Annotated in this window: 12 protein-coding genes; 10 read left to right on the top strand and 2 right to left on the bottom strand. The window is 61.5% G+C overall.

Features of this window, described 5'->3' with window-relative positions:
• The first annotated feature begins 87 nt into the window (after nt 1-87).
• A complete protein-coding gene (locus AC07OK_RS05870) occupies nt 88-1,785 on the top strand; it encodes an MFS transporter (RefSeq protein WP_494689410.1) in 1,698 nt (565 codons plus the stop codon).
• Between the two features lie 408 nt (nt 1,786-2,193).
• Here AC07OK_RS05870 and AC07OK_RS05865 read toward each other — a convergent pair whose 3' ends face one another.
• Complete coding sequence (locus AC07OK_RS05865) at nt 2,194-4,281, bottom strand: 3-hydroxyacyl-CoA dehydrogenase NAD-binding domain-containing protein (RefSeq protein WP_494689409.1); 2,088 nt, start codon at nt 4,279-4,281, stop codon at nt 2,194-2,196.
• 193 nt (nt 4,282-4,474) lie between these two features.
• Here AC07OK_RS05865 and AC07OK_RS05860 point away from each other — a divergent pair, with 193 nt between their 5' ends.
• From AC07OK_RS05860 to AC07OK_RS05845, 4 genes are all read left to right on the top strand, one after another.
• On the top strand, nt 4,475-5,167 hold the full coding sequence (locus AC07OK_RS05860) for a DUF4197 domain-containing protein (RefSeq protein ID WP_494689408.1): 693 nt from the start codon (nt 4,475-4,477) through the stop codon (nt 5,165-5,167).
• Nucleotides 5,168-5,271: 104 nt separating this feature from the next.
• A complete protein-coding gene (locus tag AC07OK_RS05855; RefSeq protein WP_494689407.1) occupies nt 5,272-5,721 on the top strand; it encodes a MarR family winged helix-turn-helix transcriptional regulator in 450 nt (149 codons plus the stop codon).
• Nucleotides 5,722-5,723: 2 nt separating this feature from the next.
• Nucleotides 5,724-7,148: an MDR family MFS transporter gene (locus tag AC07OK_RS05850; protein WP_494689406.1), complete on the top strand. Its 1,425-nt coding sequence runs from the start codon at nt 5,724-5,726 to the stop codon at nt 7,146-7,148.
• 8 nt (nt 7,149-7,156) lie between these two features.
• Entirely contained in the window at nt 7,157-7,465 is a 309-nt protein-coding gene (locus AC07OK_RS05845) for a hypothetical protein (RefSeq protein WP_494689405.1), read from the top strand.
• On the opposite strand, the gene AC07OK_RS05840 is transcribed toward AC07OK_RS05845, so the two are convergent.
• The gene (locus AC07OK_RS05840; RefSeq protein ID WP_494689404.1) at nt 7,444-9,090 is read right to left on the bottom strand and encodes a 3-(methylthio)propionyl-CoA ligase; all 1,647 of its coding nucleotides are present in this window, start codon (nt 9,088-9,090) and stop codon (nt 7,444-7,446) included. The genes AC07OK_RS05845 and AC07OK_RS05840 overlap by 22 nt on opposite strands.
• 228 nt (nt 9,091-9,318) lie before the next feature.
• On the opposite strand from AC07OK_RS05840, the gene AC07OK_RS05835 reads away from it, so the two are divergent.
• The 5 genes from AC07OK_RS05835 to AC07OK_RS05815 all read left to right on the top strand — a co-directional run bounded on the left by AC07OK_RS05835 (nt 9,319) and on the right by AC07OK_RS05815 (nt 12,940).
• On the top strand, nt 9,319-10,716 hold the full coding sequence (locus tag AC07OK_RS05835; RefSeq protein ID WP_494689403.1) for a protein adenylyltransferase SelO: 1,398 nt from the start codon (nt 9,319-9,321) through the stop codon (nt 10,714-10,716).
• A 14-nt stretch (nt 10,717-10,730) separates the two neighbouring features.
• The gene (gene msrB, locus AC07OK_RS05830; RefSeq protein ID WP_494689402.1) at nt 10,731-11,126 is read left to right on the top strand and encodes a peptide-methionine (R)-S-oxide reductase MsrB; all 396 of its coding nucleotides are present in this window, start codon (nt 10,731-10,733) and stop codon (nt 11,124-11,126) included.
• A 13-nt stretch (nt 11,127-11,139) separates the two neighbouring features.
• Nucleotides 11,140-11,769 carry a septation protein A gene (locus AC07OK_RS05825; RefSeq protein ID WP_494689401.1) on the top strand — a complete coding sequence of 210 codons (630 nt, stop codon included), beginning with the start codon at nt 11,140-11,142 and terminating at the stop codon, nt 11,767-11,769.
• Nucleotides 11,766-12,038: a BolA family protein gene (locus AC07OK_RS05820; RefSeq protein ID WP_494689400.1), complete on the top strand. Its 273-nt coding sequence runs from the start codon at nt 11,766-11,768 to the stop codon at nt 12,036-12,038. The genes AC07OK_RS05825 and AC07OK_RS05820 overlap by 4 nt, the downstream gene beginning before the upstream one ends.
• A 122-nt stretch (nt 12,039-12,160) precedes the next feature.
• Entirely contained in the window at nt 12,161-12,940 is a 780-nt protein-coding gene (locus AC07OK_RS05815; RefSeq protein WP_494689399.1) for a peptidylprolyl isomerase, read from the top strand.
• Nucleotides 12,941-12,945: the final 5 nt, after the last annotated feature.

The following is a 12,945-nucleotide window of genomic DNA, read 5'->3' as shown; positions in this document are numbered from 1 at the left end:
TAAGGTTCACGCGGCACACTGCGCACAAGCTGACGGAAATGTAACTATCTCGGCTGGGGAAATTCAAAAAAATTACAGGAGATATAAATGACGACAACATCAGGCACTGCCGATCCGCGCAACCTGCCCAAGTCCGGCGCGATCACGCCGGAAGAACGCAAGGTGATCTTTGCGTCCTCGCTGGGGACGATTTTCGAGTGGTACGATTTCTATCTGTACGGCTCGCTCGCGCCTATCATCGCCAAGCAGTTCTTCATCGGCGACCCGACCACCACCTTTATTTTTGCGCTGCTGGCATTTGCAGCGGGCTTCATTGTGCGCCCATTCGGCGCGCTGGTGTTCGGCCGCCTCGGCGACATGATCGGCCGTAAATACACCTTCCTGATCACCATCCTGATCATGGGCGCCTCGACCTTCATTGTCGGCCTGCTACCCGGCCATGAAGCGATCGGCATCGCCGCGCCTATCATCCTGGTCTCGCTGCGCATCCTGCAAGGCCTGGCGCTGGGCGGCGAATACGGCGGCGCAGCCACCTACGTGGCCGAGCACGCACCGAACGGCAAGCGCGGCTCCTTCACCGCCTGGATCCAGACCACGGCAACGCTGGGCCTGTTCCTGTCGCTGCTGGTGATCCTGGGTACCCGCACCGCCATCGGCGAAAAAGAGTTCGCGGCCTGGGGCTGGCGCGTGCCGTTCCTGGTGTCGGTGCTGCTGCTGGGCGTATCGGTGTGGATCCGCCTGTCGATGAATGAATCGCCGGCGTTCGCCAAGATGAAGGCCGAAGGCCGCACCTCGAAAGCACCGCTGAGCGAAGCATTCGGCCAATGGCGCAACCTGAAAGTGGTGATCCTGGCGCTGGTCGGCCTGACGATGGGCCAGGCCGTGGTGTGGTACACCGGCCAGTTCTACGCACTGTTCTTCATGACGCAAGTGCTGAAGATCGACGGCGCCAACGCCAACATCCTGACCGCCATTTCGCTGGCGCTGGCCACCCCGTTCTTCATCTTCTTCGGCATGCTGTCCGACAAAGTGGGCCGCAAATGGATCATCCTGGGCGGCTGCGTGCTGGCCGCGGCAACCTACTTCCCGCTGTTCGGCGCGCTGACCCACTACGGCAATCCGGCACTGGAAACCGCGCTGCAGAACTCGCCGGTGGTGGTGATCGCCGACCAGGAATCGTGCCACTTCCAGTTCAACCTGACTGGCCAGAAGAAATTCCCGTCCTCGTGCGATATCGCGACCGGCATGTTGTCGCTGGCCTCGGTCAACTACACCACGCAGGCCGGCCCGGCGGGCAGCGTTGCCAAGATCAAGATCGGCGACAAGGAAATCACTTCCTTCAACGCGACCATGACACCCGACGGCCTGAACTTCGACAAGGCCAGCAAGGAAACCGAAGCGGCACTGAAGAAGGAAGTCGGCGCCGCCATCAAGGGCGCGGGCTATCCCGCCAAGGCTGACGAGACGCAGATGAACAAGCCGATGATGGTGGGCGTGCTGTTCATCCTGGTGCTGTATGTGACCATGGTGTACGGTCCGATCGCCGCCATGCTGGTCGAGATGTTCCCGACCCGCATACGCTACACCTCGATGTCCCTGCCTTACCACATCGGTAACGGCTGGTTCGGCGGCCTGCTGCCGACCATCTCGTTCGCGCTGGTGGCGTTCAAGGGCGACATCTACTACGGCCTGTGGTATCCGATCATCATCGCCCTGATCACGGCCGTGATCGGCGCGCTGTTCGTCGCTGAGACCAAGGACAACAACATTTACGCCAACGACTAAGCTTCTGGGCCTAGCCCGCAATAGCCGCCAGCGATGGCGGCTATTTTTTTTGAACGGCCATAAAAAAGCCGCCAAATATGGCGGCCGAGGCGCTTAAACGAGAAAGCGTGAATCTTTCGAATTTGGTATGAAGCATCGACGCCAAGCTGCCCGGCACAGCTCAAAGGCTGGCTACGAATCGCAAAGTATCGGGGAAGTGATGGACTCTGCCACTAAGGGCGGGATATGACACGCTTCATGTTAGCCTCCACAAAAACGATGGTTAGTAACGTGCTACTCACGCTGCAACTCGAACCGTTTTTTAGGGCTTCGAAGGTTTGTTTGATGCTATATGGAAAGTATAGTCCGTTTTTTTGAAAATACTCACACCCCGGCAAATTTATTTTGGGGTGTGAGTTTTTCCCAACATCAACTATTAAAGCCCTTGCCCTCGTCGGCCAGCTTGACTAGCAGCGGCGCCGGCTTCCAGGCGCTGCCCTGGTGGCCCTGGGCGTATTTGTTGATCGCCGCCAGCACGTTCGGCAAGCCCACCGTGTCGGCGTAGAACATCGGGCCGCCGCGGAACAGCGGGAAGCCGTAGCCGGTCAGGTAGACCATGTCGATGTCCGACGCGCGCAGCGCGATGCCCTCTTCCAGGATGTGCGCCGCTTCGTTGACCATCGAGTACACCAGGCGCTCGATAATCTCCTGGTCGCTGATCTTGCGGCGCGCCACGCCGATATCGGCCGAGTGCTGCACGATCATGGCGTTGACCTGCTCGTTCGGATAAGCCTTGCGGTCGCCTGCCTTGTAGTCGTACCAGCCGGCGCCGGTTTTCTGGCCGTAGCGGCCCATCTCACACAGCAGGTCGGCGGTCTTGGAGTAGCTGATTTCCGGCTTCTCCACATAGCGGCGCTTGCGGATGGCCCAGCCGATGTCGTTGCCGGCGAGGTCGCCCATGCGGAACGGCCCCATGGCGAAGCCGAACTTCTCGACCGCCTTGTCGACCTGCTCCGGCAAGGCGCCCTCTTCCAGCAGGAAGCCGGCCTGGCGGCTGTACTGCTCGATCATGCGGTTGCCGATGAAGCCGTCGCACACGCCCGACACCACGCCGGTCTTCTTGAGTTTCTTGGACAGCGCCAGCGCGGTGGCCAGCACGTCCTTGCCGGTCTGCGCGCCGCGCACGATTTCCAGCAGCTTCATCACGTTGGCGGGGCTGAAGAAGTGGGTGCCGATCACGTCTTGCGGACGCTTGGTGAAGCCGGCGATCTGGTTCAAGTCCAGGGTCGAGGTGTTGGAGGCCAGGATGGCGCCCGGCTTCATCACTTCGTCCAGCTTGCGGAACACGGCTTCCTTGACGCCCATTTCCTCGAACACGGCTTCGACCACGATATCGGCCTGGCCGATGTCTTCATACGCCAGCGTGCCGCTGACCAGGGCCATGCGCTGGTCGAACTTCTCCTGCGTCAGCTTGCCCTTCTTCATGGTGTTTTCATAGTTCTTGCGGATCGTGGCCAGGCCCTTGTCCAGCGCTTCCTGTTTGGTCTCCAGCATGATGACCGGGATGCCGGCGTTGAGGAAGTTCATGGCGATGCCGCCGCCCATGGTGCCGGCGCCGATCACGGCGGCCTGCTTGATGGCGCGCACCGGCGTATCGGCCGGCACGTCGGGCACCTTGCTGGCGACGCGCTCGGCGAAGAAGGCGTGGCGCAGCGCCTTCGATTCGGTGGTCTGGATCAGGTGCAGGAAGCGTTCGCGTTCGAACTTCATGCCGTCTTCGAACTTCATCGTGACCGAGGCGGCCACCGTTTCCACGCACTCCAGCGGCGCCGGGAACGGGCCGGACATGGCCTTGACGGTGTTGCGCGAGAATTGCAGGAAGGCTTCGTGGTTCGGGTAGTCAACTTTGCGGTCGCGCACTTTCGGCAGCGGACGCGCATCGGCGATGGTCTCGGCAAAGGCCACGGCCGAACTGACCAGGTCGGCGTCGGCGGCGAACACGGCGTCGAACAGCGCGGTGTTGGCCAGCTTGTCGGACAGCACCGGCGTGCCCGAGACGATCATGTTCAACGCCATTTCCAGGCCCAGCACGCGCGGCAGGCGCTGCGTGCCGCCGGCGCCCGGCAGCAGGCCCAGCTTGACTTCCGGCAGCGCGATCTGTGCGCCCGGCATCGCCACGCGGTAGTGGCAGCCCAGCGACAGCTCCAGCCCGCCGCCCATGCAGACGGTGTGGATGGCGGCGACCACCGGCTTGGTCGAGCTTTCGGCGGTGGCGATCAGCGTGTGCAGACTGGGCTCGCTCAGCGCTTTCGGCGAATTGAATTCCTTGATGTCGGCGCCGCCCGAGAAGGCCTTGCCGGCGCCGGTGATGACGATGGCCTTGACGGCGTCGTCCGCCAGCGCCTGCTGAATGCCCTTGACCGCCGCAGTGCGGGTGGCCAGGCCCAGGCCGTTGACCGGCGGATTGTTCAGCGTGATGACGGCAACCGTGCCGCGGACTTGATATTCAGCAGTCATGTCTCTTCCTTATGTTTTAGTGGAGCTTTAATAAGATCGTCAGCCCACTCACTATACCGCATAAAAGAACGGTCGTATTATTATTTTTAGCGACGTCACGACATGGTACAGGACGGGGTGGCAGCATGCGTGGCGCTAGGTTAAAGTAGCGCCATGCCGGCAGCCGCCGGCCATGCCAATCTTGAGGTCAACCATGTCTATTTCCCGCCGCGCCGTCGCCCTGCTGCTCCCCTTGACGCTGGCCGCAGCCAGCGCCTATGCGCTCTCGCTGGCCGATCTGAGCAACCAGGACGCCACCGGCGGGCTCAAGGCGGCGCTGGACAAAGGCTCGTCGCTGGCTGTGGCCAAGCTGGGCGCGGAGAACGGCTTCCTCAACAACGAGAAGGTGCGCATCCCGTTGCCGAAGATCCTGGAACAGGCGCGTCCGCTGCTGAAGATGACCGGCAAGGGCCAGCAGCTCGACGACCTGGTGGTGCAGATGAACCACGCGGCCGAGGCGGCGGTGCCGATGGCCAAGCCGCTGCTGGTGGACGCCGTCAAGTCCATGAGCATCACCGACGCCAAGAACATCCTGACCGGCGGCGACACCTCGGTGACCGATTTCTTCCGCGAGAAGACCGCGCCGAAACTGGCGCTGCAGTTCCTGCCGATCGTGAAAAAGGTCACCGACCGCTCCGACCTGGCCAACAAGTACAACACCGCGATGGCGATGGCGCCCAAGCTGGGCGTGCTGGCCAAGGAACAGACCACAGTCGAAGGCTACGTCACCCAGCGCGCGCTGGACGGCCTGTACACGATGATAGGCGAAGAAGAAAAAGCCATCCGCGCCGATCCGCTCGGCGCCGGTAGCAAGCTGATCGGCAAGGTGTTCGGCGCCCTCAAGTAACAGCAGTTCTCCTGCCTCAGCCCGGTTCGCCGGGTTTTTTTTTGTCTTGATGTCTCGCCCGCCATCGCTTAATATAGATAGGTAGCCTACCTATATTGAATGCCATGACCAAAGAAACCCCGATACCCAAGGACGCCATCGCGCTGGCCGACGAGTTGAGAGCGGCGCTGCATCATGTGTTCCGCCGCATCCGCCAGGAGGGCGACAGCGATCCGCATGGCCTGAGCTTGCAACACAAACTGCTGCTATCGACCATCAGCCGGACGCCCGGCATCGGCGTGGCCGAACTGGCGCGCATGGAAAAGCTGCGCGGCCCGACCATGAGCGGCCACATCAAGGCGCTGGAAAACGCCGGCCTGGTGCGGCGCGACGCGCCCAATCCCGAGGATCGCCGCCGCGTCGGCCTGCAGCTCACGCCGCAAGGCGCGGCGGTGATCGAAGATATCCGCAGCCGTCGTCTCGACTGGCTGGCCCGCAAGCTGGCGCAGTTGCAGCCGGAAGGCGCGCAGGCGCTGCGCGCAGCCATCCAATACCTCAACGAGATCGGCGAATGACGATGCAGACAGAAAATCATCCGGTGACGGTCAGGGAAATCCGCGCCATCTACATGGGACTGGTCATCATGATCGGCCTGGCCGCGCTGGACCAGAGCATCGTGGCGACCGCGCTGCCGCGCATCGTATCCGACCTGGGCGGCATGGCCCACCTGTCGTGGGTGGTGACGGCCTACATGCTGGCGTCCACCGCCACCATGCCGCTGTACGGCAAGCTCAGCGACCAGTACGGCCGCAAACCCTTGCTGTACACGGCCATCATCACCTTCCTGATCGGCTCGGCCCTGTGCGGGCTGGCGCAGAATATGACCGAGCTGATCGTCTTCCGCGCGATCCAGGGCATGGGCGCGGGCGGTTTCCTGCCGCTGGCGCAGATCGTCATCGGCGACCTGATACCGCCGGCCGAACGGGGCAAGCGGCAAGGCAGCATCGCCGCCGTGTACGCCGTCACCAGCGTGCTCGGGCCGGTGGTGGGCGGCCTGCTGACGAGTTGGCTGTCGTGGCACTGGATCTTCTACGTCAACCTGCCGATGGGTGCGCTGGCCCTGTATGTGATCTCCAAATCCCTGCACCACACCAGCCCGCACCGCGAACACAAGATCGACTACCTGGGCTCGGTGCTGCTGACCGGCGGCGTCACGGCGGCGCTGCTGGTGCTGGCTTTGGGCGGCACGCAATGGCCCTGGAATTCCGATGAAGTGAAATACCTGAGTGCGCTGGCGGTGGCGCTGACGGCCGCCCTGCTGTGGCATGTGCGGCGCGTGCCGGAGCCGGTGCTGCCGCCGGACCTGTTCCACAATCGCGTGTTCAACATCGCCAGCGTGGTGCTGGCGCTGACCTTCGTCGGCATGATGGGTTCGAGCGTGTTCTTCCCGTTGCTGTTCCAGATGGTGATGGGCGTCAGCCCGGCCAATTCGGGCCTGCTGACGATGCCGATGATGGTTGGCCTGGTGATCGCCTCGTCGTTCAACGGCCGTGTGCTGGCCAGGTCCGGCGGCCGTTACAAGCCGGCACAGACCGTGGGCCTGAGCCTGGCGACCGTGTCGTTCGCCGTGCTGGCCTGGGGCATCGCGCACTCGGCGGGCTACCTGGTGCTGGAACCGGCCATCTTCGTGTTGGGCGCCGGGCTCGGCCTGGTGATGCCCAACATGACGATGGCGGTGCAGAACGCCCTGCCCGCCACGCGGCGCGGCGTCGGCACGGCGATGCTGGCGTTCTTCCGCTCGCTTGGCGGACTGATAGGCGTGACCGGTTCCGGCGCGATCCTGGCGCAGCGCCTGCACGGACAAGCCGCGACGGCCGACATCTATCGCCACGCCATCGCCAGCATTTTCACCACTGGCACGGTGCTGGTGGGCCTGGGCTTGCTGATGCTGATGTTCCTGCCGGAGCTGCCGATGGCCGCCCACCCCACCGTCAAAAAATAGGAGACCCCATGCAATTTCTCGCGCATTTCTTTACCGGCGCCTTCCTGTGCAATGCCCTGCCGCATTTGGCGGCGGGCTTGCAAGGGCAGACTTTTCCGACGCCGTTCGCCAAGCCGCGCGGCGTCGGCCACTCGTCGCCGCTGCTCAACGTGCTATGGGGGTTCGCCAATCTGCTGGCATCCATGGCATTGCTGGCCAATTTCCCGTTAGCCCTGGCATGGACAGCCGACTTGGGCGCAGCCTGCCTGGGCGCCGTGCTGCTGGGCGTGTATCTGGCGCTGCATTTCGGCAGGGTTCAGGCGGTCGGCAAGCGATAGTCCCGGTACTGCTCGCGCAGCTTGTTTTTCTGGATCTTGCCGGTGCCACCGACCGGCAGCGCATCGGCAAACACCACGTCGTCGGGCAACCACCATTTGGCGACCTTGCCCTGGAAGTGGGCCAGCAGGTCATCGCGCTTGAGTTCCTGGCCCGGCCGCACCACCACCACCAGCAGCGGCCGCTCATCCCACTTTGGATGGGCAACCCCGATGCAGGCCGCCTGCATCACCGCCGGGTGCGACATGGCGACGTTCTCCAGGTCGATGGTGCCTATCCATTCGCCGCCGGACTTGATGACGTCCTTGCTGCGGTCGGTGATCTGCATGAAGCCGTCGGCATCGATGGTGGCCACGTCGCCGGTCGGGAACCAGCCGTCTTCCAGCACGTCGCCGCCTTCGCCCTTGAAGTAGCGCGAGATGATCCACGGCCCCTTGACCATCAGGTGCCCGTAGCTGACGCCGTCCCAAGGCAGTTCCTTGCCATCGTCGTCGGTGATCTTCATGTCGACGCCGTAGATGGCATGGCCCTGCTTCTGCAAAATCTTGCGCTGTTCTTCCTGGCCCATTTGCAGATGCTTGGTCAGCAGGCCGCCGGTAGTGCCCAGCGGCGACATTTCCGTCATGCCCCAGGCATGGACCACCTCGACGTCGAACTCGTCGATCAACGTGGCCATCATCGCGGGCGGGCAGGCCGAGCCGCCGATCACGGTGCGGCGGAAGGATGAGAACTTCAGCTTGTTCTGCAGCGCGTAGTTGATCAGGCCCAGCCACACAGTCGGCACGCCAGCCGAGAACGTGACCTGTTCTTTTTCCATCAATTCGTAGACCGACTTGCCGTCCAGCGCCGGACCGGGGAAGACCATCTTGGCGCCCGACAGCGGCACCGAATACGGCAAGCCCCAAGCGTTGACGTGGAACATCGGCACCACCGGCATCACCGTATCGCGCGAAGAGACGTTGAGCGCATTCGGCATGGCGGAGCCGTAAGCGTGCAGCACGGTCGAACGGTGCGAGTACAGCGCGCCCTTGGGATTGCCGGTGGTGCCGGAGGTGTAGCACAGCGTGCAGGCCGAATTCTCGTCGAACAGCGGCCATGCATACTCGGGCGAATGGGAATTGATCAGGTCTTCGTAGCACAACAGGTTCGGGATCTTGGTCTCGGCCGGCATGCGGTCGGCGCCGCCGAACAGAATGAAACCCTTGATGCCCGTGCACAGCGGCGCGAACGCTTCCACCAGCGGCAGGAAGCAGAAATCAAACATCAGGTACTGGTCTTCGGCATGGTTGCAGATGTAGGCCAGCTGGTCGGGATGCAGGCGCGGGTTCAACGTGTGCAACACGGCGCCCGAGCCGGACACGCCGTAATAGGCCTCCATGTGCCGATAGCCGTTCCAGGCCAGCGTGGCGACGCGGTCGCCCATGCGCACGCCCAACCCGTGCAAGGCGTTGGCCAGGCGCTTGGCGCGCTGCTGGCAATCGCGGAAGGTATAGCGGTGCAGGTCGCCCTCAACCCGCTGCGAAACGATCTCGCTGTTGGCGTAATGCCGCGCGGCGAAGTCCAGGATGCTGGACACGAGCAGCGGCTGATTCATCATCTGGCCCATCAGCGGACTCTGTGGATACATGTATGCGGGCTCCTGGAAAAGTTGACTTTATAGGAATGAGTTTGGTATGCCCGCACAAAGACCGTCAATGCATTTCGATGCTGCACCGCAGCAGCCGTCCGCTGCGGTAAAATCGCAAGATCACGCCCTGCGGGGCCTTACTGCGAAACGGGAACTGCTATTACTGCCTCTAAACTGCCGCTGGACAACTCCTTCGCGTCCCTGCCGCCCGCTTTTTACACCCGCCTGATGCCCACGCCGCTGCCGGCGCCCTATCTGGTTGCCGTCAGCGCGCCGGCCGCTGCGCTGGTCGGGCTGACGCCTGACCAGGTCGCCGACAGTCTCGACGTCCTGGCTGGCAACGCCGCGCCCGAGCGCGCGCTGCCGCTGGCCGCCGTGTATTCCGGCCACCAGTTCGGCGTCTGGGCCGGCCAGCTGGGCGACGGCCGCGCCATGTTGTTCGGCGACGTCGCCACCGCCGAAGGGCCGATGGAACTGCAATGGAAAGGCGCCGGCCTGACGCCCTACTCGCGCATGGGCGATGGCCGCGCCGTGCTGCGCTCGTCGATCCGCGAGTTCCTGTGCTCGGAAGCGATGCACGGCCTGGGCATCCCGACCTCGCGCGCGCTGTCGGTAGCCGGTTCGGACCAGGGCGTGATGCGCGAGACGGTGGAAACCTCGGCCGTGGTGGTGCGCATGGCGCCCACTTTCGTACGCTTCGGTTCGTTCGAGCACTGGTTCTACCGCAACAAGAACGACGAGCTCAAGCAGCTGGCCGACTACGTCATCGACCGTTTTTATCCGGAGTTACGTGCGGAAGCCAATCCTTACAAGGCATTCCTGGCCGAAGTAACGCGCCGCACCGCGCATATGATCGCCCACTGGCAGGCGGTGGGCTTCATGCACGGCGTGATGAACACCGATAATATGTCCATCCTCGGCCTGACGCTGGACTACGGCCCGTTCGGCTTCATGGAAGCCTTTGATTCCGATCATATCTGCAACCACACCGACCAGCAGGGCCGCTATTCCTACGCCAACCAGCCGCAGGTGGGCCACTGGAATTGCTACGCGCTGGGCCAGGCGCTGCTGCCTCTGATCGGCGAAGTCGACGAAACCCAGGCCGCGTTGGACATCTACCAGCCCGAATTCGCCGCCAAGATGGACGAACTGCTGCACGCCAAGCTGGGCTTGACCTTGCTGGCCAAGCACAGCGAGGCCGATCGGGCGCTATTTGACGCCATGTTCGCGCTGATGCAAGCCAACAGCGTCGATTTCACCCTCTTCTTCCGCCGACTGAGCGGTTTGAAGTCGACCGATGCCAGCGGCGACGAGCCGCTGCGCGATCTGTTCATCGAGCGTACGGCCTTCGACGCCTGGGCCACGCAGTACCGCGCCCGCCTGCAAGCCGAGGGCAGCGACGACACCGTGCGCAAGCTTGCGATGGATCAGGTCAACCCCAAATACGTGCTGCGTAACTACCTGGCGCAAGTTGCCATTGAAAAAGCACAAAATAAGGACTTTACTGAAGTGGAGCGTTTGCTGTCAGTTTTGCAGCGTCCATACGACGAACAGCCTGAGCACGATCAATACGCCGCCTTGCCCCCAGACTGGGCAAGCCATCTCGAAGTAAGCTGTTCTTCTTAAGCGAGCACTAAGTCATGAGCAATAAAGTTAGCAAACCCGACGCCGAATGGCGCGCCATGCTGGACCCTATGGAATATCAAGTCACGCGGCATGCGGCCACCGAACGCGCTTTTACCGGCAAGTTCTGGGATCACCACGAACACGGCATCTACACCTGCGTTTGCTGCGACACGCCCCTGTTCCGGTCCGACGCCAAATTCGATTCCGGCTGCGGCTGGCCGAGCTACTTTGAAGCGCTCGATCCGGCCAATGTCATTGAAAAAACCGACCGCACCCATGGTATGCTGCGCACCGAAATCATTTGCGCGGTATGCGACGCCCATCTGGGCCATGTGTTCCCGGACGGCCCGCCGCCAACCGGATTGCGCTACTGCATCAATTCGGCTTCGCTGCGCTTCGATCCACAATAACGTTTGAGACACCATGAAATTTCTGTTCGACCTGATTCCGGTGCTGCTGTTCTTCGCTTCCTACAAGCTGTCCGGATGGAACGCCGAGGCGTCCCAGCACTTCATCAACACCTACCTGAGCGGCATCGTCTCCGGCGGCACGGTGACGCCGGACCAAGCGCCGATCGTGATCGCCACGCTGATCGGCATCCTGGCGACGATGGCGCAGATCGCCTACATCAAGCTGCGCGGCCGCAAGGTCGACTTCCTGCTGTGGTTCTCGCTCACCATGTTTGTATTCTTCGGCGGCCTGACCATTTACCTGCACGATGAAGATTTCATCAAATGGAAACTGAGCATCGTCTATTGGTTCTTTGCATCCGGCCTGCTGATAAGCGAATTCGTCTTTAAAAAGAATCTGATGCGCAAGTCGATGGAAGAGATCATCCAATTGCCGGACCTGATCTGGAGCCGTCTGAACCTGGCCTGGATCAGTTTCTTTGTCGCAATGGGCTTCCTGAACTGGTATCTCGCCTTCGTCTTGTTTAAAGGCGACACCAGTTCGTGGGTCAACTTTAAAGCGTTTGGTTCGACCGCGATCATGTTTGTGTTTATCATCGGCCAGACCATCTATCTGTCGCGCCACATGAAGGATGAAGCATGACCGATACCCGTATGGAGCGCATGCGCAGCCGCTTCCAGGCCGCCCTGGCGCCGCTGGAACTGACGCTGGACGACGACTCGGCGCTGCACGCCGGCCATGCCGGCGCCGCCTCGGGTGGGGGGCATTACAACGTTCGAATTGTTTCGTTACAATTCGAAGGGCTCAAACTCGTCACAAGACATCGACTCGTGTATGATTCCGTGCACGATATGATGCATAAAGAAATTCATGCATTGGCCATTACCGCATTGGCTCCGTCCGAAGTATGATGTAGCGCTTGGTCTGGAAACGGTCGCTATCGGTTTCAAAATAATTGAACACAAAGACTGATAGCCGATCCAACTCCTGCCCAGGCAATTTCGCTAAAACTTTCCCCTTACAGGAATTAATAATGACTTTCAAGCCAGCCAGTTTGCTGATTGCACTTCTCGCCGTTGCCGCCGTACCTGCATTCGCACAAAACGTTGCCGTAGTTAATGGCAAAGCCATCCCAACCTCGCGCGTGGACGCTGTGGTCAAGCAAGTTGTCGCCCAAGGCCAGCAGCCTGATTCGCCTCAGCTGCGCGATCTGATCAAGAAAGACCTGATCGGCCGTGAAGTGATGATGCAGGAAGCGGAAAAACAAGGCTTCGGTAAAGATGCAGCGGTCAAGACGCAAATCGAAAACGCTCGCCAGGCCATCATCGTCAACGCACTGGTCGGCGACTACATGAAGAAGAACCCAGTTTCGGACGCGGACATCAAGGCCGAATACGACCGCTTCGTGGCTCAGAACGGCGACAAGGAATACCACGTCCGCCACATCATGCTGGCCACCGAAGCTGAAGCGAACGACGTGATCGCCAAGATCAAAGGCGGCGCCAAGTTTGAAGAACTGGCAAAAGCATCGAAAGACACCGGTTCCGCAGCTAATGGCGGCGATCTGGATTGGGCAGTACCATCGTCCTTCCCACCGGCGTTCTCGGCCGCTTTCGTTGGCCTGCAAAAGGGCCAGGTCACCGAGAAGCCAGTTCAAACCCCGAACGGCTTCCACGTGATCAAGGTGGACGATATCCGCGCTGCCAAGCTGCCTACCCTGGAAGAAGTGAAGCCGCAAGTTGCGGAAGCACTGGCCCAGAAGAAATTGCAAGCCTACCAGGAAGAACTGGTCAAGAAAGCAAAAGTGCAGTAATGTTA

The sequence above is a fragment of the Duganella sp. GW821-FHT07G03 genome (genome assembly GCF_059418605.1).
The sequence above is the reverse complement of the archived record's forward strand: the minus strand, read 5'-3'. Positions and strand labels throughout refer to the sequence as shown.